Below are 21863 nucleotides of genomic sequence, written 5' to 3' on the forward strand. Positions count from 1 at the left end.
GCCTAACAGGATTTATGCTCCCTTTGCCACCCAGTTTGCTACCCAGCCTCGCCGCCGCCCTTTTATATGCCGCTGCGACCCTCTATCAGGGCACCCGCCTGGCCCAATGCGCCAAGGCCGACAAACGCCTGCTGGTCGGCTTGGGCGTCCTCGCCCTGCTGGCACATGCCGCGAGCCTGTTCACCCATTTGATGACGCCGATCGGCCTGGGCCTGGACTTCTTCAGCGCCGCCAGCCTGATCGCCGCCGCGGTGATTGCCCTGACGCTGCTCGCCTGCTCCCGCATTCCCGTAGAAAACCTGCTGGTGCTGCTCTTCCCACTGGGCATGTTGACGGTGCTGCTGGCGCAGTTCGCGCCCACCGGTACCGTGCAGGTGATCGACGAAGAACCGGGCATTCTCGCCCACATCCTGCTGTCGATCCTGGCCTACGGCATGTTCACCATTGCCGTATTCCAGTCCCTGCTCCTGCTGTTGCAGGACCACCAGCTCAAGCACAAACACCCATTGGGCCTGATCAAGAACTTCCCACCGCTGCAAACCATGGAGAGCCTGCTGTTCGGTTTCCTATGGGCCGGTTGGACGTTGCTGTCGCTGTCGCTGATTTCCGGCTGGCTGTTCGTCGAGAACCTGTTCGCCCAGCACCTGGTGCATAAAACCCTGCTGGCCTGCCTGGCGTGGGTGGTGTTCAGCGTGTTGTTGTGGGGCCGTAACCGTCTCGGCTGGCGCGGGCATAAGGCAATCCGCTGGACCCTGGCCGGTTTCTGCCTGCTGATGCTGGCCTATTTCGGCAGCAAGCTGGTTCGCGAATACATCCTGCATATCTGACGGGCAGCGATCATGGACAATTTGCCCCTGGGGCCTATGCTCGCGGTAATCGCCCTGCTGGTGTTATGGGCCGGGCTGTTTACCGCCATAGAAGCCGCCCAGCAACACCTGCTGGCCCTGCGCCCCGGCACGCGCCAGGGCGACAAGGCCGCCGCCCGCCTGAATTTCCCGCGTGACAGCCTGATCCTGTGCAATACGCTGTGCCGTGGGGTGGTGGTCATTCTGTGTACGCTGCTGGCGATTTACGCCTGGGCGGAAAACGGTCCGTGGCTGGGCTGGCTGATTTCTTGCGCGGTCCTCCTGGTGCTGGCCGACTACCTGCCCCGCGCCCTGGCTACCCGTCATCCGCAAGCGGTGCTCGGTTTTGGCAATACGTTGCTGGGCGTGCCACTGAAGATCCTCTATCCCCTGGCGTGGTTGCTCAATGGCATCAGCCTGATGCTATTGCGTCCCTTCGCCCGCAAGACTGGCGCAGTCAAAAAAAGCGACGAGCCGCTGCCCGATCACGATGATGAACCGGAGCAGGCAACCGATAAAAGCCAAGCCCACGGCATGCCCGGCATCCACGCCCTGGACAACATCACGGTCAATGACATCCTGGTGCCGCGCAGTGAAGTCGACGGCATCAACCTGGACGAGCCGATCGACGCGATCATCGAACAACTGCGCGCCTCCGAGCGTACGCGCTTGCCGGTGTTCCACAGCGATATCAACCAGGTGCAGGCGGTGTTGAATACGCGGCAGATCCAGCATTTGCTGCCCGACGCCAGCCTGACCAAAGAGGCGTTGCTCGCCGCCTGCCACGACCCCTACTTCGTTCCGGAAAGCACGCCGCTGCAGTTGCAACTGCTGAACTTCCACAAGCAGCAGCGTCGTCTGGGCATGGTGGTGGACGAGTACGGCGAAGTGCTGGGGATTGTCACCCTGGAAGACATCCTCGAAGAAATCGTCGGCGAATTCGAAAGCGAGCAAGGCGCGGATAACCCGCACATCCAGGCCCAGCCGGATGGTCGTTACATCATCGACGGCGCCGCTTCGATCCGTGAGCTGAACAAAAGCCTGGGCTGGCACTTACCCAGCGACGGCCCCAAAACCCTCAACGGCCTGGTGACCGAAGCACTGGAGACCATCCCGGATTGCGCGGTGTGCCTGAAGATCGGGCGTTACCGCCTGGAAATCCTCGAGACCGAAGATAACCGCGTGAGCAAGGTGTTGATCTGGCATACCAGCAGAATGCCTGTCGCCGCATAACTTCTGATCAACCAAAACTAAACGTGGGCCCCTTCTCCACAGGTTGATTTGCACCGTGTCAGGCCTTGTTACAATTCCACCCCCCTTCCTATAATCCCTGCGGCTTATCCAAGCTCTGCCAGACCGCGTGCTACCCGCACTCAGCGCGTCCAGGCATCGATTCACCATGTCCGACCGGTGTTCGCTCCCATCCCGAGCCGCCCCGCGTGCAACCCTGATCCATGGGTGTTCGACCAATAATAATCCGCGTCCAAACGCGCAACGACCGTCAGGGATACTGCCATGAGCACCACCTATAACGAGGCCGCGACCGCCGCCCCGAGCAACTCCACCGCACGGGTCGCTACCGCGAGCATCGTCGGCACTGCCATCGAATTCTATGATTTCTATATCTATGCCACCGCTGCGGCACTGGTGATCGGCCCGGTGTTCTTCCCGCAGAGTTCGGGCACCGCGCAGATGCTGGCGTCTTTCCTCACTTTCGGTATCGCCTTTATTGCCCGCCCGCTGGGCTCGGCACTGTTCGGCCATTTCGGCGATCGCATCGGCCGCAAGTCCACACTGGTGGCTTCGTTGCTGCTGATGGGCGTGTGTACGACGCTGATCGGCTTGCTACCCGGCTATGACAGCATTGGAGCCTGGGCGCCGATCCTGTTGTGTGTGCTGCGTTTCGGGCAAGGCCTGGGCCTTGGCGGCGAATGGGGTGGCGCGGCGCTGCTGGCCACCGAGAACGCGCCCAAGGGTAAGCGCGCCTGGTTCGGTATGTTCCCGCAACTAGGCCCCTCGATTGGCTTCCTGGCGGCCAACGGCCTGTTTCTTATCCTGGCCATGAGCCTGAGCGACGAACAGTTCCGCAGTTGGGGCTGGCGCATCCCGTTCATCCTCAGCGCCGCACTGGTGATGGTCGGTTTGTATGCGCGTCTGAAGCTGCATGAAACGCCGGTGTTCGCCAAGGCCGTAGCTAAGCAAGCACCAGTGAAAGTGCCGCTGGTGGAGCTGTTCAGCCAGCATTGGCTGCCAGTGCTGCTGGGCGCCGCGTCGATGGTGGTGTGCTATGCGCTGTTCTACATCACCACCGCATTTTCTCTGAGCTATGGTGTTTCCACCCTGGGTTACAGCCGCGAGACGTTCCTCGGCCTGCTGTGCTTCGCCGTGTTGTTCATGGGCCTGGCCACGCCGATTGCCGCCTTGGCCAGCGACCGCTATGGCCGCAAACCCGTGCTGATCGTCGGTGCGATTCTGGCGATTCTGTCCGGTTTCACCATGGAACCACTGCTGACCCATGGTTCCACCTGGGCCGTGGCCTTGTTCCTGGCATTGGAGCTGTTTCTGATGGGCGTGACGTTCGCACCGATGGGCGCCTTGCTGCCGGAGCTGTTCCCGACCCGCGTGCGTTATACCGGGGCTTCGGCGGCGTATAACCTGGGTGGCATCGTTGGCGCATCGGCCGCGCCGTTTTTCGCGACCAAGCTGGTGGCAATGGGAGGGCTGAGTTATGTCGGTGGATATGTGTCGGCGGCGGCACTGCTCAGTTTGATTGCGGTGCTGTGCCTGAAAGAGACGCGGGATAACGATTTGAACAGGGTGGGCTGATAGGCCGCTATCGGGGGCAAGCCCCCTCCCACATTTGACTGTATTCACAAATCAAAGTGGGAGGGGGCTTGCCCCCGATGCTTTTAGAGTTCTACAACAACCGCTTTGGAAGCACGGGTAGCCTTGGCCCGAGCCGCTTCAATCGACTCATCCCGCGCCAACGCCACACCCATGCGGCGCTGGCCATTCACTTCTGGCTTACCGAACAGACGCAATGCTGTATCCGGCTCGCTCAAAGCCGCGCCGAGATTGGCGAAAGCGGTCTGGGTCGACTGCCCTTCCACCAGGATCACCGCCGACGCCGATGGCCCGAACTGACGGATCAACGGGATCGGCAGGCCGAGAATGGCGCGTGCGTGCAAGGCGAATTGCGACAGGTCCTGGGAAATCAGGGTCACCAGACCGGTGTCATGCGGGCGCGGCGATACTTCGCTGAACCACACTTGATCGCCCTTGATGAACAATTCCACGCCGAACAAACCACGTCCGCCCAGAGCCTCGGTCACGGCCTTGGCCACGCGCTCGGATTCGGCCAGGGCAATCGGGCTCATGGCCTGTGGCTGCCAGGATTCCTGGTAGTCGCCTTTTTCCTGACGATGACCAACCGGCGCGCAGAACGTGGTGCCGCCGATATGGCGCACGGTCAGCAAGGTGATTTCGTAGTCGAAATCGATAAAGCCTTCGATGATCACCCGGCCTTTACCGGCACGTCCGCCTTCCTGGGCATAGTCCCAGGCTTTCTGCACGTCATCGGCGCTGCGCAACAGGCTCTGGCCCTTGCCCGACGAACTCATCACCGGCTTGACCACACACGGGAAGCCCAGGTCCTGAACGGCCTTGCTGTAGTCCTCGAAGGTGTCGGCGAAGTGGTACGGCGAGGTCGGCAGGTCCAGTTCCTCGGCGGCCAGGCGACGGATGCCTTCACGGTTCATGGTCAGCGACGTGGCGCGTGCGGTCGGGATCACGGTGAAGCCTTCGGCCTCCAGCTCCACCAAGGTAGCGGTGGCGATGGCTTCGATTTCCGGCACGATGAAGTGCGGTTTTTCCGCTTCGATCACCGCACGCAGGGCGGCGCCGTCAAGCATGTTGATCACATGGCTACGATGGGCCACCTGCATGGCCGGCGCATTGGCGTAACGATCCACGGCAATCACTTCAACGCCCAGGCGTTGCAGTTCGATTACCACTTCCTTGCCCAGTTCACCGCAGCCACACAGCAAAACGCGGGTCGCGGTTGGCGACAATGGAGTTCCGATTCGGGTCATCTCAGGTCCTCAGGGGAGCGGATCATGGGGAGAAAGGCCGGCATTTTACATGAACTGTAAAAATTGGCCTCAGTTGGCGACCGCCCGTTTGCGCACGCGCCAGGCCATGATCAGCCACACCGCAGTGACCCCGGCGAATTTCGACACCAGCGCGGTGCCCACCACCATCGGCGTCAACGCGCCGATCAGGCCGAAGAAGATAAACGTATCGAGGGGGATGCTCAGCGCCGAACTTATCCACAGGCGATCGTGGAGCGGGCGCTTGGTGATGGTGAACACCAGCCAGTCGATGCACTCGGACACCGCGAATGCCGTGGCACTGGCCAGGGCGATGGACGGGTCGGAAGTGATATAGGACAGCACCAGCGCGGCCAGCATGGCGATGATCGCGCCGTGGCCGAAGCGGGTTTGCACCATGTCGCGCAGGATAAACACCAGGCCACCCCAGGCGGACCAGATCACATCCAGGTGCGGGGCGGTGGAGAAGGCGAAGTTGATCAGCACGACGCTGCTGATATAGGCGATCAGGAAGAGCATGGCGGGATGGGCCCTGTGTATAAGGGGCACAGGGTACTTCACATTAAGACAGATGTCGTCTGGGGGGGATCGGGGGCAAGCCCCTCCCACACGCTTTCAAATGTGGGAGGGGGCTTGCCCCCGATAGCAATGGTTCAGGCGCCGGACTTACCAGAAGCCATAAACACCAACCCATTCGCCAAGGCCCGCTCATGGCACAAGCCCAACACTACCCGGCGCTCGGCATTAGCCATGCGACTCCAACGCGTGATTTCATCCACGGTACGCTGGCAGCCGGTACAGATGTCGTCATCATCCAGCGCGCAAATGCTCACGCAGGGCGATGCAACAGGTCGTTCAATTGCACTCATTCTTCCTGCTCAGCCAGGTCACGGGCATAACGCTGCGAATTGTGTACATAGTGCGCGGCACTGGCCTCGAGCATCCTCTTCTGCGCCTCGGTCAATTCACGCACCACTTTGCCCGGCGAACCCATCACCAGCGAGCCATCGGGAATCTCCTTGCCTTCGCCGATCAGCGAGTTAGCGCCAATGATGCAATGCTTGCCAATCTTCGCGCCGTTGAGCACCACCGCATTGATGCCGATCAGGCTGTAATCGCCGACGGTGCAGCCGTGCAACATGGCGTTATGGCCGATGGTCACGCCGGTGCCGAGGGTCAGCGGGTAGCCCATGTCAGTGTGCATCACGCTGCCATCCTGCACGTTGCTGTTCTTGCCGATCAGGATCAGTTCGTTGTCGCCGCGCAATACCGCGTTGAACCAGACGTTGGCGCCCTCCTCCAGTTTGACCTTGCCCACCAGCGTGGCGTTGGGCGCCACCCAGCTGTGTGGATGGGTCTCGACGCGGGCATCGCCCAGGCGGTATTTCATGGTGTTCCCTCACGGCGTTGCCATTGAATGGATGGCTTATTTATGGATAAAGCTCTTGGGCGGCTGGTGCAGGCTGATCTGCGCGTCGTCATAGAGCAGGTTGATCAGCTCGACGATCATGATCGCCGTCAGCCCCCAAATCTTGTATTCACCGAAACGGTAGCTGGGCACGTACCAACTGCGGCCCTGGTAATCGATTCGGTGGGTATGCTCCCGCGGGTCCTGTCGGAAAAAATCCAACGGGACGCTGAAGACCGCGGCAATCTCGGCATCGTTGGCCAGGTACTCCACGTAATCGGGAATCACACCTACGTAGGGGGTGACGCGGATACCGTGCAAGGAGATCAGCGGACTGAGTGGCCCGATGACCTCCACCAGGCCCGGCGCCAAGCCGATTTCTTCTTCGGCTTCACGCAGGGCGGTAAAGACCAGGTCCGGGTCTTCCGGGTCGCGACGCCCGCCGGGAAAGGCCACTTCGCCACCATGGGTCGACAGGCCGCTGGCGCGCAGGGTCAGGATCAGCTCAGGTTCGTCACTGCGGGTAATCGGCACCAGAACGGCGGCCTCGGGGAAACGTCCGTCGGTCTCCAACGTGTGCGGCGTGTGATTGCTTACCCGGCGAAGTAGCTCGTCCAGCATGAGTCATCTCGATCTGTTGGCTACCTGGCATCATGCACCAAAGCGTGCAGGCGCCCAACCCCAAAACCATGACCGTGTCGCGAAACGACAACTTGCAGGAACGCCTGACCCCAAGCCAAGATGGATGGACTTTCCAGGAACCCCAGCATGAAATTCTGCAGCCAGTGCGGTAAACCGGTGACCCAACGCATTCCCGACGGCGACGCGCGCCTGCGTTATGTGTGCGATCACTGTTCGACCATTCATTATCAGAACCCCAACATCGTCGCCGGCACCGTGCCGGTGTGGGGCGATCAAGTGCTGTTGTGCCGCCGCGCCATCGAGCCGCGCCTGGGTTACTGGACCCTGCCCGCCGGTTTCATGGAGAACGGTGAAACCGTGGAACAGGCCGCCATGCGCGAAACCCTGGAAGAAGCCTGCGCCCGCGTACGTGACTTGAGCCTCTATACCTTGATCAATGTGCCGCATATCAGCCAGGTGCATATTTTCTACCGTGCCGAGCTGATCGACCTGGACTTCGCCGCCGGCGCCGAAAGCCTGGAAGTGAAGCTGTTCGCCGAGGCTGACATCCCTTGGTCCGAGCTGGCTTTCCGCACCGTCGGGCGTACCTTAGAATGCTTCTTCGCTGACCGCCGCCAGCACGCCTACCCGGTGCGCAGCGAGTCGGTGCCGCCACTTGCCAAACCCGCCCAATAACAACGGCAGACGGCCTTCAAAGGGAAATCGTTTCAATGCGTTGGTTGCTTGCTCTGTTCTGCCTGTCGTTCGCCCTATTGTCATCAGCCTCCACCCTGCAAACCGCGAGCGGTAAAACGGTCGAAAAGGTGCTGGTGCTCAAGTCCGCTCATCAATTGCAGTTGATCAATGACGGCAAGCCTTTCAAGACTTATCGCATTTCCCTGGGCAAAAACCCCAAAGGCCACAAACTGATCGAAGGCGACCGCCGTACGCCCGAAGGGCTGTACTGGATCGACTGGCGCAAGACCAGCGAGCGCTTCAACCTGGCCATGCACATTTCCTACCCCAATATCAGCGATGCCGCACGCGCGCGCCGCGAGGGCGTGAACCCGGGCAGCATGATCATGATCCACGGCACCCCCGACACCGAGGACTACCCGGAGCAGTGGTTTCATACCCTGGACTGGACCGACGGCTGCATCGGCATGCGCAACGTCGACATGCGCGAAGTCTGGAACCTGGTCAAAGACGGCACCCTGATCGAGATCCGGCCGTAACCGTCGACCGCTCGTAAAATAATTCAAAAACTTCTATCGCCCCTGGCGAGGCCTACCGGTGAATACCAGTTCACCGCGCGGGCCTGTGCATTTCTGCGCGCCACAAAGACCTCTCTAATACCACTTACCAAACAGCACCAATATCGCGCCCTAAATCATGGATTCGCACCGTTTTGGCAGCATTGACATGGTATTTAAGTGGTATTAGCTTGCGCCCCATACCGAGTGCCAGAACACCAATAACCGCATCGGACACCTCACAAATGAACCACATCCTCACCCTGCGCCCCGACGATAAACAATCCACGCCGCTGTACCTGCAATTGGCGCGCAATCTGGAGGCCGCCATTCATGCCGGTCGATGGACGTCCGAACAAGCTCTGCCGTCGGAGCGAACACTCAGCGAGCAGTTGAGCATTTCGCGGGTTACCGCGCGCAAGGCGCTGGAAGTGTTGCTCAGCCAGGGCCTGATCCGCCGCAGCCAGGGCTCCGGGACTTTTATCACGCCGCGCCTGGAGCAGCCGTTGTCGCGCCTGTCGGGGTTCAGCGAGATGTTGCGCCTCAAGGGTTTCGTGCCCAGCTCACAGTGGCTGGAGCGCGAGATCACCCCGCCGACCCATGAAGAACTGATCCGCCTGGGCCTGTCGCCCACCGACAAAGTCGCACGGCTCAAGCGCCTGCGTAAGGCCGATGACACGGTGATGGCGATCGAGATGACCACCCTGCCCGCCAGCGTACTGCCACAGCCGCAGTCCGTCGGCAACTCGCTGTACGAATACCTGGACGGCGTCAACAAACCCATCATGCGCGCGCTGCAGCATATTCAGGCGATCAACGCCTCGGACGAGTTCGCCAACCTGGTGGGCATCGCCCCCGGCACCGCCATGCTGCTGATGACCCGGGTCGGCTACACCGCCGACAACACACCGATCGAAATCACCGACACCTACTGTCGCAACGACTACTACGACTTCGTCGCCGAACTTCGACGTTAAAACGCCGCGCGGCGCTGACGTTGCGACCCTTTGCGAGACACAGAGAACTGCCCATGTCCGAAGACAATATCCTTACGCCCCAAGGCTGGGTGCGCGGCCGCCTGGTGCACGAGCACGGCAAGGTCATCGCCGTCCACGGCCAGCCGTGCGACCCGGCCGACAACGACCTGCCCTACCTGCTGCCCGGTTTTATCGACCTGCATGTACACGGCGGTGGCGGCAAGGACATCATGGAAGGCGCCACGGCCTTCGAGACCATCACCCGCACCCATGTGCGCTTCGGCACCACCTCGCTGCTGGCCACCACCATGACCGCACCGGTGGATGAAATCTCCAGTGTCCTCGGCCAGCTCGGCGCGTTCTGCGAGCAACGCCCCGTTGGCTGCGCCCGGGTACTTGGGGTGCATCTGGAAGGGCCCTACATCAATCCGGGAAAACTCGGCGCCCAGCCCAACTTCGCCCACACCGCGCTGATGGCCGAAGTGGAAGCCTATCTGCGACTGGCGCCGATCCGGGTGATCACCATTGCTCCGGAAATCGCCGGCCATGACGGCCTGATCCGCGCCCTCAGCCAACGCGGCGTGCGCATGCAGATCGGTCACACCCTGGGCAGCTATGAAGAGGGCGTTGCGGCCCTGGCCGCTGGCGCTACCAGCTTCACCCATTTGTACAACGCCATGAGCCCCCTGCATCACCGCGAACCCGGCATTGTCGGCGCCGCGCTGGCCCATGCCACCTACGCCGAATTGATCCCGGATTTGCTGCACGTACACCCCGGCGCCATCCGCGTGGCGTTGCGGTCGATCCCGTGCCTGTACTGCGTCACCGACTCCACCGCCGCCGCCGGCATGCCCGACGGAGAATACAAGCTGGGCAGCCACACCGTGACCAAATGCCTGGGCGGCGTGCGTCTGGCCGACGGCACCCTGGCCGGCAGCACCCTGACCATGGATCAGGCGCTGCGTAACCTGGTGAAGATCGGCCTGCCGCTTCACGAAGCCTCGCAGCGCCTGTCGCAATTCCCCGCGGATTACCTGGGCCTGGAAGAACGCGGCCGCCTGCAACCCGGCAGCTTTGCCGACTGCGTGCGCCTGGACCGTTCCCTGCACCTCACTGACGTAATGGTCGAAGGAGACACCATTGACTTCAAAAATGCTTGAAGAGGCCCTGGCCTCCGCTGACGCGGTTGCCGCGCAGTTGCAACGTTTGGATCCGTTGCTGGAAGAGATTGCCGGTCGCCTGCGTCGCCAGCCGCCGCAAGTGGCAATGACCATCGCCCGCGGCAGCTCCGACCATGCCGCCAGTTACTTCGCCTACTTGGCCATGCAGCATGTGGGTGTGCCGGTGGCGTCATTGCCGATGTCGGTGGTCACGTTGTTGCAAGCGCCATTGAAGGTCAGTGGCCAGGTGGCGTTCGGGTTTTCCCAATCGGGCCAGAGCCCTGATCTGGTCAACAGCCTGCGCCTGCTGCGCAAGCGTGGCGCCTTGAGCATCTCGTTGGTCAATGCCGAAGATTCGCCCCTGGAAGCCGCGTGCGAATTCCACGTACCGCTGTGCGCCGGGCCGGAACTGAGTGTCGCCGCCACCAAAAGTTTTATCGCCACCCTTAGCGCCACGGCGCAGTTGATCGGCCACTGGAACCAGGAAGCCGAGCTGCTGCGCGCATGCCGCGCGTTGCCCGATGAATTGCGCGCCGCCGCCAAGCAGGATTGGAGCCCCGCCATCAACGCCCTGCGCGACAGCCAACGCCTGATGGTGATCGGTCGTGGCGCCGGTTTCGCCATTGCCCAGGAAGCCGCGCTCAAGCTCAAGGAAACCTCGGCGATCCAGGCCGAAGCCTTCAGCAGCGCCGAAGTACGTCACGGCCCGATGGCCTTGATCGATAACAACTACCCGCTGTTGGTGTTCGCCCCGCGCGGCGCCGAGCAGGCTGGTCTGCTGAGCTTGGCCGCCGACATGCGCCAACGCGGCGCCCGCGTGCTGCTGGCCGCGCCGGACGATATCGCCGAACGCGACCTGACCCTGAGCCGCGCCGAACACCCGAGCCTGGACCCGATCCTGGCGATCCAGAGTTTCTACGTGATGGCGGCCGGCCTGGCCGTGGCGCGAGGCATGGACCCGGACCAGCCGCGCCACCTGAGCAAAGTCACCCGCACCCACTGAGTCGCTTGCCGTGTTTTCCTGATGAGTACCGTGCCCATGTCCAATAACAACAATGACCTGACCCTCAGCGCCCCTTTAAGCGGGCCGGTGCTGGCCCTGGGCAATGTGCCCGACGAGGTATTCGCCAGTGGTGCCATGGGCGACGGCCTGGCCATCGATCCGTTGAACGATTGCCTGCACGCGCCGTGCGACGGCGAGATCATCCAAGTAGCCCGCACCGGCCATGCGCTAACGATCCGCGCCGACAACGGCGCCGAACTGCTGATGCACGTGGGCATCGACACGGTGGCGCTCATCGGCCAGGGCTTTGCCCTGCGCGTGGAACAGGGCGCACGGGTCAGCCGGGGCCAGGTGTTGCTGCAGTTCGATCTGGACCGTGTCGCACGCCACTGCAAAAGCCTGATCAGCCTGATCATCCTCACCAATGGCGAGCACTTCCAATTGCGTCCGCTGGGGATTGACTCGGTCAAGGTCGGCGAGCCGTTTATGCAGATTACGGCGCGCGCGGCCGCTTCGGTGCGCACGGCTGTGGACAGCAGCGACGCTGAAGCCAGCGCCCTGGTGCGCGTCACACATCGGGGCGGTTTGCATGCGCGCCCGGCGGCGCTGATCCGCAAGGCGGCGCAGGGGTTCAGCAGCCAGTCACGCCTGCATTTCGCCGGTCACTCAGCGGCGTGCGACAGCTTGATGGGCGTGATGGGGCTGGGCGTGGGAGAAGGCGACGAGGTGCGTGTGACATGCCGCGGCAAGGATTGCGAAGCCGCACTGCAAGGGTTGGTGGCGGCGCTGTCCCAGCCCATCGGCGATGCCCCTCACGCGCCGGCCGCCGCCGCGCCCGTGCGGGTCACTGCCGAGGCCGGCGTGCTGCAAGGCGTGTGCGCGGCGCCCGGGCTGGTGTGCGGGCCGCTGTTGCGCATGGCCGGTGTGGAGCTGGCGCCCGATCCCGGCAATCATCAAGCCGATGAACAACTGCAGCGCCTGGACGCGGCGCTGGAACAAGTGCGCGGAGAAATCCGCACCACCCTGGCACAGGCCCGCCACCGTAAAGCCGTGGAGGAAGAAGAGATCTTCGCCGCCCATTTGGCCTTGCTGGAAGACCCCGCATTGCTGGACGCCGCCAACGCCGCCATCGAACGCGGCAGCGCGGCCACCCACGCCTGGCGCGATGCGATCCAGGCCCAGTGCCAGGTGTTGCTGGGCTTGGGCAAGCCGCTGTTCGCCGAACGCGCCAATGACCTGCGCGACCTGCAGCAACGGGTGCTACGTGCATTGCTCGGCGAAGCCTGGCAGTTCGAACTGCCCGCCGGGGCCATCGTCAGCGCCCATGAACTGACCCCATCGGACCTGCTGCAATTGAGTGCACAACACGCGGTGGGCCTCTGCATGGCCGAAGGCGGCGCCACCTCCCATGTGGCGATCCTCGCCCGAGGCAAAGGGCTGCCCTGTGTGGTCGCCCTCGGCGCCGAAGTGCTCGACGTGCCCCAAGGCCAACGGGTGGTGCTCGACGCGGCCAATGGGCGCCTCGAATTGGCGCCCAGCGAGGCGCGTCACGCCGAAGTGCATCGGATTCGCGACGCGCAAAAACGCCGGCGCCAGCAGCAACAAACCCAGGCACACCAGCCGGCGCAGACCCGCGACGGGGTGAGCATTGAAGTGGCGGCCAATGTCGCCTCCAGCGCCGAGGCACAGGTAGCGTTCGAGAACGGTGCCGATGGCGTCGGCCTGCTGCGCACCGAATTCCTGTTCGTCGAGCGTCGCACCGCGCCGGATGAGCAGGAGCAACGCCAGGCCTATCAAGCGGTGCTGGATGCCATGGGCGAAAAATCGGTGATCATCCGCACCATCGATGTGGGCGGTGACAAACAGCTCGACTATCTGCCGCTGCCGGCGGAAGCCAACCCGGTGCTGGGCTTGCGTGGTATTCGCCTGGCCCAGGTACGGCCCCAATTGCTCGATCAACAACTGCGCGCGCTGTTGCAAGTCACGCCGCTGGGGCGTTGCCGCATCCTGCTGCCGATGGTCAGCGAAGTCGACGAACTGCTGCACATCCGCCAGCGTCTCGACCAACTGTGTATGGAGCTGGAACTGAGCGTGCGTCCGGAACTGGGCGTGATGATCGAAGTGCCTGCCGCCGCGCTATTGGCCGAGCAACTGGCCCGGCATGCGGATTTTCTCTCCATCGGCACCAACGACCTGTCCCAGTACACCCTGGCCATGGACCGCGACCACGCGGGGCTCGCGGCCCGCGTTGATGCCCTGCACCCGGCGCTGTTGCGCCTGATCGCCCAAACCTGCGCCGGCGCGGCCAAGCACGGGCGTTGGGTCGGCGTGTGCGGCGCCCTGGCCTCCGATCCGCTCGCCACCCCGGTACTGGTGGGGCTGGGGGTCAGCGAGCTGTCCGTCAGCCCGCTTCAAATAGCCGAGATCAAAGACCGCGTCCGCCATCTGGAGGCGGCGCACTGCCGGCAACTGAGCCAAGGGCTGCTCGACCTGAGCAGTGCCGCGGCCGTTCGCCAAGCCTGTCAACGCCACTGGCCGCTGAGCTGACAACAACAAGAAAAGGGAGACATGCCATGTACCAGCACTTTATCGAAGGCCTGCAACGCCTGGGCCGTGCACTGATGCTGCCGATCGCGATCCTGCCGATCGCCGGCCTGCTGCTGCGCCTGGGCGACACCGACCTTCTGAACATTGCGGTGATGCACGATGCCGGTCAGGCGATTTTCGCCAACCTGGCGCTGATCTTCGCCATCGGTATCGCCGTGGGTTTTGCCCGCGACAATAACGGCACCGCCGGCTTGGCCGGGGCCATCGGTTATCTGGTGATGATCTCCACCCTCAAGGTGATGGACACCACGATCAACATGGGCATGCTCGCCGGTATCGCCAGCGGCTTGATGGCCGGGGCGCTGTACAACCGCTTCAAGGACATCAAGCTGCCGGAGTACCTGGCGTTTTTCGGCGGCCGGCGGTTTGTGCCGATTGTCACCGGGTTCTCTGCCGTGGGCTTGGGCGTGGTGTTCGGCCTGATCTGGCCACCGATCCAGCATGGCATCAACAGCTTCGGCGTACTGCTGATGGAAAGCGGCAGCCTCGGCGCATTCGTGTTCGGCGTGTTCAACCGCCTGCTGATCGTCACCGGTCTGCACCACATCCTCAACAACATGGCCTGGTTCGTGTTCGGCAGTTTTACCGACCCGGCCACCGGCGCGGTGGTCACGGGCGACCTGACCCGCTACTTTGCCGGCGACCCCAAGGGCGGCCAGTTCATGACCGGCATGTTCCCGGTGATGCTGTTCGGCCTGCCCGCCGCGTGCCTGGCGATGTACCGCAACGCTTTGCCGGAGCGGCGCAAGGTCATGGGCGGGATTTTCCTGTCGATGGCCCTGACATCGTTTCTGACCGGGGTGACCGAGCCGATCGAATTCGCGTTTATGTTCCTCGCGCCATTTTTGTACCTGATCCATGCAGTACTGACGGGTCTGTCGATGGCCGTCACCAATATGTTGAACATCCACCTCGGCTTCACCTTCTCCGGTGGCTTTATCGATATGGTGCTGGGTTGGGGCAAGTCCACCAATGGTTGGTTGGTGGTCCCGGTCGGCTTGGCGTATGCGCTGATCTACTACAGCGTGTTCAGCTATTGCATCCGCCGCTTCAACCTGAAAACGCCGGGGCGTGAAGATATCCAAGCCGCGCCGATGCAAACCCTGACCGACAACCAACGCGCCAGCGCCTATATCCGCGCCCTGGGCGGTGCGGACAACCTGCTCAGCGTCGGCGCCTGCACCACCCGCCTGCGCCTGGATATGGTGGATCGCAACAAAGCGCTGGATGCCGACCTCAAGGCGCTGGGCGCCATGGCCGTAGTGCGCCCCGGCAACGGTGGCAGCCTGCAGGTGGTGGTCGGGCCGATGGCCGATAGCATCGCCGATGAAATTCGCTTGGCCATGCCGTCATTCGTCGCTACCGCACCGGTGGCAGCGGCACCTGTGGATAAACCGAAAGCGGTGAATGAGCAGCACGCCGAGCAATGGCTGAACGCCTTGGGCGGACGCGCGAATGTGCGCCAATTGGAAGCGCTGGCCATGACCCGCCTGCGGGTGGTGCTGGGCGATGATTCAGCCTTGTCCGAAGCGCAACTGACGGCGCTGGGCTGCCAGGGCATCAGCCAGCTCGACAGCGGCGTTTGGCACCTGCTGGTCGGTGACAACGCAACCGGATTGGGCGAGGCGCTGGAACGCCTGACCCGCCCGCTCAACGCCTGACCGGCGGGGGGCACCACTGACTTATCTACAGCCCGTTCACGGCGCCATTCTCCAAGCTAAGGGTTCTTTCCCTCAGCATGGAGAATGTGCCCGTGAGCACGTCCAGCCCCCCTATCGCCCCGACGTTCGATGAGATAAAGGCCTACCTCAATCAGATCGGCCAGCATCTGCTCGAATCCCCCACACTGTTGATCCCGGAGAAAGCCCCCTCGCCTGACCTGCGTTATCTCGAACGCTTGAACGGGCTGATCCGTGGCGCCCGCCGGCAATACCTTGAACATGCGCGTGTCCACTACGGAACACTGCGCGACAGCGATCTGCGCAGCGAAGCAGGACAAGCCTTGCTCGCCACCCTCAAGGCCAACCTCGATACCCGGTTGCGACAACTGGATCTGGCCCACCAGATCGACGGCAAACCACGCAAATCCTTTATGACCTTCGACGCCGGCTTCATCGCCCTGACCCACGAAGCCAAGCTCGGCGTGCAGGATCGGCTGTTGCACCCACAAGAAGGCGCGATGCTTGAAAAGGTGTCGCTGTACCCAACCCTGCGCCCGGGGCTGTATGCGTTGCGCTTCAGCTATCAGGAGCAGACCGTCGAGCTGGCCGGTGCGTTTGTGGTGACCGAAAAAAACCATCCCGTGCCGAGCAGCCTCACCGCCCCGCAGGATGTCGGCCAGGTGCTGCTGTTCACTCCGGCGCGGGGCGTCGAGTCATTCGATTCATTGGCGCTGCTGGACAGACGCCTGCACCAGCAGTTCGAACACCCCGCCAGCACCGAGGAATTCAGGGCGCTGCTGCCAGTGCGCTACCAGGCGCTGGGTAGCAGCGGAATCTGGCCGCTGACGCTGTCGCCCATCAGCGATAAGCCGCTGTTCGAGCACGTCAACGAAGTGCTGATCGACCGGCGCACCCTGGACATCGAGCGCGCGTTAAGCCTTGTGGACAACCCGGACCAAAACGCCGCGCAACTCATTGAGGCTGTCGAGCATGCCATCGATGCCGCCCTGCCCGACCTCACCGCCCGCCTTGAACTGCGAGCCCAGACCCTGCTCGAACGCTGCCTGCGTTACAGCGCGCCGGACTGGTACCGCAGCGCCAGCGAGGTTGCGCGCAGCACCCTGGCCGAGCGCCTCAAGGGCTACGATCAGGCGCGCCGGGCAATGCTGGAGGTGTTGAACCCGGCCACCACCCCCCGCACGCTGGCACGCTATCAATGGCTGGAACGGCTGGCGGACGAGTTGGACATCCACGACCTGGAACCCCAGCACTTGCTGGTCAGCACCCGACGCTTCGTCCCCAATGTCGGCCATTACGATCACGACCGCACGCTGATCGAGCTGGCCTTGCGCGGCCTGCATACCGACGATGAAAAGCCGGGCTCCGACTTCCTCGCCAACACCGTCCTCACTTACAAGGATGCGCCCCTGCCGCCGGCCTATCAGGATCTGAACGTCGCCTGGCTGGCGCAGCAAATGGCCACCCTGCAACCGCGCCTGGACTTCGCCGATGCGCAACGCGATCTGCATGGCCGGGCAGAAGTGCGGCGCGCGGTTGAGCACATGCTCGATCAACGTATCGTCGCATTGGCGTATATCGCCCACCTGCAAGGTCATCTGCTGGAGAGCGACCTGCAACTGCTTGAGCGTCTGCGCGAAGGCACCGACCCGCAGCTCAGCGCCGCCACCGTGGGGGCCAATACCCTGTCGCTGCACGGCGCACAGCTTCAGGACCTGTGGGTGCTGCGCCGCACGAACGCCAGCGGCGTCGTGGACCGCGTGCTGCTGTGCACCCCTGAAGCGCCGCGCGACCAGCAATTCAAGGCCTTCGACACGGAACGGGCCTGCCAGCAACATATCCTCGGCTGGACCTTGGACAACGGCCTGAAGGCCGCGCCGGGGAGCATGACCGATTACCTGATCACCCGCGTGCCGCTGCGTTTTCGCGCGGCGATGCAGCACGTACTCAGCAACCTGAGCCTCAAATACCACGCCGAGGAATACAAAGAGGTCACCTTCAGCACCACCGCCAGCCACGCCGAATGCCTGCAAGCGATGTCGCGCCATGTGCTGTCGGCGCGTATCGACGACTATGCGTTCAGCACCCCGAACTGGTACCGCTCGACCACCGATGAGGTGCGCAAACAACTGGTGACCGCCGCCGAGGACGCCGAAGGGGCGCTGCAGGCCTACCACGAACATCCGCTCTCGGAGGCTAATTTCCACAGCTTCAACACCTACCTCCATGACCAGGCACGACAACGCTTGAATGGCCTGCTGGGCCGCCCAGGGAATGACGTCGACCCGGATACCGTCTGGGTCTATGCCCCGCCGACATTAGTTCTTGCCTCGCGCCCCGAACCGATGACCTACACCCAATTGTTTCGCGACGGCTACGCCGACGGGGTGGGCTTTCTCGATGAGAAATTTTCCCGCTCGGCCACCTTCAGGGGCCCGGAGGGTATCGACCTGAGCGCACTGACCGCCGAAAAGGTCGCGCGCTCGGTCACCGGGGTGTGGATCGGTCAGCGCTACACAGACAAAGTCAGACGCGAACTGCTGAATGCCGACAGCCCGGCCTATGACTTCCGGCGCAATGCCATTCTGGCCATCACCCAACGCCAGTTGCTCAGTGGAGCCATCGAGGCGCAGCTCAAAGGCGACATCGCCGGGGTGGACTTGAATTGGCTGAAAAAAAGCATCGCCAGCCTGGGCGACACCACCGTGCAGACCCGCAAGACCTACGCCATCCACCGCTTGATGATCGATGGCGATTGGGTGATCGACACCTACCTGTTCAGCCACGCCGACAACCCGGTCCTGCTGTACACCCCGCAAGCGCCCGACGGCATCAGTTTTCGCGAGGCTCGGCTGTTCAATTACCTGCTCAAGACCCAGCCCGGCTGGATCGGCTACCTGGTCAACCGGGTCGGCGTTCAATCCCAGGCGCGAGTGCGCAGCTTTCTGGAAGAAGCGCGGCGCCTGCTGCCCGCGCACTTGGATAGCACCAGCCTCAGTCCGGCGCGCTACGACGCCATAGCCGGCGTGCCGCCTGTTACCGACCTGCGCCAGCTGCTGTACAACATGAAACTGCAACGCAAGATCGATAACGTCACGGGCACCACGGTCAACCGCACGCAAATGGTGACCGGCATTCTCTGGACCTGTGTGGAATGGGTCACCGCTATCGCCACCGCGCCCTACCCGGTGCTGAGCCTGAGCACCGGGATGTTGCTGGCTTTCAAGGACGCCATGCTCGCCCTGCACGCCTATCACCAGGGCGACACCGGCGCGACACTGGAACACCTGGCCGGGTACCTGTTCAACAGCGCCGGCGCGGTGTTCACCGACTTGCGCCCGGTATTGCGCGGCCTCAGGCCGACTGGCAAACCGTTGCGTCTGGCCGCAGCCAAGAACGAACACCTGCGCGCCATGAAATTGATCCGGCAACTGGAGCCCGCCCCTGCGGTGCCCGCCAACATGCAGCCGGTGATGTTCGAAGGGCAAGCCTTGTGGGCGAGCCGTACGCCGGATGTGATCGGGCGCTATTTGCTGTATCGGCTCGATCCGCTCAGCGGCAGGTTGGTCTCGACCACCCGCGTGGCCGCCCCCAATGCCGAGGGCGTATGGCGTCGTACCGGAGTGGCCGGCGGCGGCCCGAAATATGAAGCGCTACCAGAGACACCCCAACCGTTTGCCCAGTATGAAATGCCGGAGAAACACTGGCGCGACCTGACGACGGTGATCAACCCGAACGTGCGCGAAGAACTCATACGGCTGGGCCGCGAACGCGACGTGCCAGCCTATACGGTGTTGTCGTCCGCGGCCGACAGCGTGAAACACTTGCAGCCGGTTTACGTGCAAAAAGTCGAGCGGCTGATCAAGGATGCGCGCAATTTTTTCCGATTCCTCGACCCGATCCCCACCCGCGCGCCCGCGCCGCCCATAGAGGCGAGCACAACCTTCAGGCAACTGCTCGACAGCGATGTGTTCGCCGGCAACAAGAACCTGGTCATTGGGGCGGTACCCGGCTCCATCGCCAGTAAACAGGTGCTGATGCAACAGATGGACGCCCTGATCGAAAAAGGCTTCAAGCGCCTGTACGTGGAATACCTGCCGGGGGACGTGTTCCGGCCGAAACTGGAGAAATTCAACAAGGGCCAGTCCTGGCGGCACATCCAGCAGCATATGCGGAGTATCGACAGCGCCTTCGGCATCGCCGACGACGCGGAGTTTTCCTACGCTGCCCTGCTAGGTAAAGCGCAGGAAAAAAAGGTGCAAATCTGCGCCCTCGATGCCACGACGACCTATCAACTCGAAGACTCGCTGACCCTGCTCGGTAATACGCCGTCCACCACGCCACGGGGCAATGACCTGAGAAACTTCTATTCCCATAAAGTGATTCAAGCCGACAGCGTCGACGCCATGGATGAACGCTGGGTGGCCTTGGTCGAACCGTCCCGGATGCGCAGCTTCAATCAAACCCCGGGGCTGGCCGACCTGCACAATGCGGTGGCGTTGCGCATCGACGACGTGGGCGCGAACCAACCTGTCGGCCTTTGGCTGGATACTCCCGGCGCGATTCCCGGCGATGGACTGGCCAAGGCCGATTACCGTATGACCCTGCACACCGACTACAAAGCCCCCCAACCCAGTATCGCGGAGAGTGCACCCCAGCCCGGTCACTTCAGTGAGTTCGACATTGCGCCAACCTTCAGGGACGACATCGCCAGCCTGGCCGAACACCCCAGGGGCCTGGACACGCGTTACGCCCCCAGCGGTGCCCGCAGTCGTGCAGCATTCGATGCCTTTGTGGCGCTACGCACGCAGTTGAAGGCCAAGGCCCGAGCGTTTTTTGCCGACTATCACGCCACGCCCCGACCGGAACTGCCGCAGCTGGGAACGGACACCACACCGGAAGCTTTCCTCAAGCAGGTCAGTGACAGCACGTTCTCGGGGCTGGTGATTGGCGAAGCCCACTCGGCCCAGGCGAGCAAAGCGTTCCTGCGCAAACAGATGAAGACCCTCAAGCAACAAGGCTTCAAAACCTTATATGTCGAGCACCTGCTGACCGACCTGCATCAGGCACAACTGGACCTGTTCCATCGCACCCAGCGCCTGCCCGACGAACTCAAGGCTTACCTCAAGCGCCAGGACAGCGGGCATATGCCGCTGTACCGAGGCCCTAACAGTTATTCCGAAGTGGTTCAGGCCGCCGGCAAATACGGCATTCGCGTTCGCGCCCTGGACTGTACGGCCAGCTATCACGTCAAAGGCCTGGAGGGCATCACCGATCGCAATCAACTGTTCAGCTATTTTGCCGCTCAGGTAATCAAGGCAGACCAGACTGCCCATGGCCCGCACAAATGGGTGGCGTTCGTGGGCAGCGGCCACACCAATACTCAGCTCGGGGTGCCGGGGCTGGCCGAATTGCAGGGCGCCATCAGCCTGCATATTCGCGACGTCGCGCCCACCCTGTCGCGCAGCCTGCATCGCGGTTATTGGGAGACGGACATTCAGGGAGCCTACTGGATTGCCGTGCGTAGCGACTTCAAGCTAGACGTCGGTATCGCAGGCACCCAGACGCTCCTGCCCTTTCCTGCCGCCGACCGCTCGAAACTGACTCGACCCGGTTTCTTTCTGGTGGAACGCCCATCAGCTGCCGAAACCAACATCCTGCACCGCTCCCGTAGCGGCGAGATCGTTTCCACGCCAATTCAGGTAGACGACAACGGGCTGTTTTTCATCGACCGCTGGAACATGAAAGAACAGCGCTTCGAGTTCCAGAACACCCTGATCGAAGCCTTGAGGGAAGAGGTGAAACTGACACCGGCCCCCTGAACACCGGCCACAAAAAACCCGCCGACCATAAAGGCTCGGCGGGTTGCTTGGAGTGGCTGCCGGCAGATCAGAAATCCGCCAACGACCACACTTCATACGCAGGTGTTTCGTAGGGATGGCTGAGCTTTAACGCAGCCACTGCGGCTACGATCAAATCGTCCGCCACCACCATCTCAACTTTCCACTCATCGACCACTTCAACCTCGCCGACTTGCCCGAGAAACGGCTGGCTGCCGTCCAACGCGCGAAACTGGCCGCGGCCCAGCACTTGCCAGGCGCAGCTGTCGTAGTCGCCGATGCGCCCGCCGCCAGCTGCAAAGACGGCGGTTTTCACCGTCTCCACATGACTGTCGGGCACAAAGAAGCTGAGCTTGTACAC

At 62.6% G+C, this 21863-nt stretch carries 17 protein-coding genes; 11 read left to right on the top strand and 6 right to left on the bottom strand.

Features of this window, described 5'->3' with window-relative positions; all coding sequences use genetic code 11:
* Positions 1–14 precede the first annotated feature (14 nt).
* From QRN41_RS08550 to QRN41_RS08560, 3 genes are all read left to right on the top strand, one after another.
* A complete protein-coding gene (locus QRN41_RS08550) occupies positions 15–827 on the top strand; it encodes a cytochrome C assembly family protein (protein ID WP_167416641.1) in 813 nt (270 codons plus the stop codon).
* A gap of 12 nt (positions 828–839) precedes the next feature.
* On the top strand, positions 840–2078 hold the full coding sequence (locus QRN41_RS08555) for a transporter associated domain-containing protein (protein WP_285421448.1): 1239 nt from the start codon (positions 840–842) through the stop codon (positions 2076–2078).
* Positions 2079–2360: 282 nt separating this feature from the next.
* Positions 2361–3671, top strand: a complete 1311-nt coding sequence (locus tag QRN41_RS08560) for an MFS transporter (protein WP_034100341.1) — start codon at positions 2361–2363, stop codon at positions 3669–3671.
* Positions 3672–3754: 83 nt separating this feature from the next.
* Here QRN41_RS08560 and purT read toward each other — a convergent pair whose 3' ends face one another.
* The 5 genes from purT to QRN41_RS08585 all read right to left on the bottom strand — a co-directional run bounded on the left by purT (position 3755) and on the right by QRN41_RS08585 (position 6983).
* The gene (gene purT / locus QRN41_RS08565; protein WP_017139720.1) at positions 3755–4936 is read right to left on the bottom strand and encodes a formate-dependent phosphoribosylglycinamide formyltransferase; all 1182 of its coding nucleotides are present in this window, start codon (positions 4934–4936) and stop codon (positions 3755–3757) included.
* A 69-nt stretch (positions 4937–5005) separates the two neighbouring features.
* The gene (locus tag QRN41_RS08570) at positions 5006–5473 is read right to left on the bottom strand and encodes a VUT family protein (RefSeq protein ID WP_034100344.1); all 468 of its coding nucleotides are present in this window, start codon (positions 5471–5473) and stop codon (positions 5006–5008) included.
* A 134-nt stretch (positions 5474–5607) separates the two neighbouring features.
* Positions 5608–5823, bottom strand: coding sequence for a DUF1289 domain-containing protein (locus QRN41_RS08575; RefSeq protein ID WP_034139190.1), 216 nt, complete (start codon positions 5821–5823; stop codon positions 5608–5610).
* Positions 5820–6344, bottom strand: coding sequence for a gamma carbonic anhydrase family protein (locus QRN41_RS08580; protein WP_034139191.1), 525 nt, complete (start codon positions 6342–6344; stop codon positions 5820–5822). The genes QRN41_RS08575 and QRN41_RS08580 overlap by 4 nt, the downstream gene beginning before the upstream one ends.
* A 36-nt stretch (positions 6345–6380) precedes the next feature.
* Positions 6381–6983 (bottom strand): CoA pyrophosphatase, encoded by a 603-nt coding sequence (locus QRN41_RS08585; RefSeq protein WP_034100348.1) that lies wholly within the window; start codon positions 6981–6983, stop codon positions 6381–6383.
* A 147-nt stretch (positions 6984–7130) separates the two neighbouring features.
* Between QRN41_RS08585 and QRN41_RS08590 the strand changes: the two genes are divergently transcribed.
* The 8 genes from QRN41_RS08590 to QRN41_RS08625 all read left to right on the top strand — a co-directional run bounded on the left by QRN41_RS08590 (position 7131) and on the right by QRN41_RS08625 (position 21484).
* The gene (locus QRN41_RS08590) at positions 7131–7679 is read left to right on the top strand and encodes an NUDIX hydrolase (protein WP_034139192.1); all 549 of its coding nucleotides are present in this window, start codon (positions 7131–7133) and stop codon (positions 7677–7679) included.
* A gap of 35 nt (positions 7680–7714) precedes the next feature.
* Complete coding sequence (locus QRN41_RS08595; RefSeq protein ID WP_285421449.1) at positions 7715–8218, top strand: L,D-transpeptidase family protein; 504 nt, start codon at positions 7715–7717, stop codon at positions 8216–8218.
* A 263-nt stretch (positions 8219–8481) separates the two neighbouring features.
* Complete coding sequence (locus tag QRN41_RS08600) at positions 8482–9213, top strand: GntR family transcriptional regulator (RefSeq protein WP_034100353.1); 732 nt, start codon at positions 8482–8484, stop codon at positions 9211–9213.
* Between the two features lie 53 nt (positions 9214–9266).
* Positions 9267–10373 (top strand): N-acetylglucosamine-6-phosphate deacetylase, encoded by a 1107-nt coding sequence (nagA, locus tag QRN41_RS08605; protein WP_040269359.1) that lies wholly within the window; start codon positions 9267–9269, stop codon positions 10371–10373.
* Positions 10354–11376 carry an SIS domain-containing protein gene (locus tag QRN41_RS08610; RefSeq protein ID WP_285421450.1) on the top strand — a complete coding sequence of 341 codons (1023 nt, stop codon included), beginning with the start codon at positions 10354–10356 and terminating at the stop codon, positions 11374–11376. Before nagA ends, QRN41_RS08610 begins: the two co-directional genes overlap by 20 nt.
* Positions 11377–11412: 36 nt before the next feature.
* On the top strand, positions 11413–13923 hold the full coding sequence (ptsP, locus tag QRN41_RS08615; protein WP_285421451.1) for a phosphoenolpyruvate--protein phosphotransferase: 2511 nt from the start codon (positions 11413–11415) through the stop codon (positions 13921–13923).
* A 26-nt stretch (positions 13924–13949) separates the two neighbouring features.
* Positions 13950–15644: an N-acetylglucosamine-specific PTS transporter subunit IIBC gene (nagE, locus tag QRN41_RS08620; protein ID WP_285421452.1), complete on the top strand. Its 1695-nt coding sequence runs from the start codon at positions 13950–13952 to the stop codon at positions 15642–15644.
* Positions 15645–15736: 92 nt separating this feature from the next.
* Positions 15737–21484, top strand: a complete 5748-nt coding sequence (locus tag QRN41_RS08625) for a membrane-targeted effector domain-containing toxin (protein ID WP_285421453.1) — start codon at positions 15737–15739, stop codon at positions 21482–21484.
* 67 nt (positions 21485–21551) lie between these two features.
* Here the strand turns inward: QRN41_RS08625 and QRN41_RS08630 are convergent, their stop codons facing one another.
* The gene (locus QRN41_RS08630; RefSeq protein ID WP_034139199.1) at positions 21552–21863 is read right to left on the bottom strand and encodes a YqfO family protein; all 312 of its coding nucleotides are present in this window, start codon (positions 21861–21863) and stop codon (positions 21552–21554) included.

Origin of the sequence: Pseudomonas sp. efr-133-TYG-23 (genome assembly GCF_030209215.1) — a bacterium.
GTDB lineage: Bacteria > Pseudomonadota > Gammaproteobacteria > Pseudomonadales > Pseudomonadaceae > Aquipseudomonas > Aquipseudomonas rhodesiae.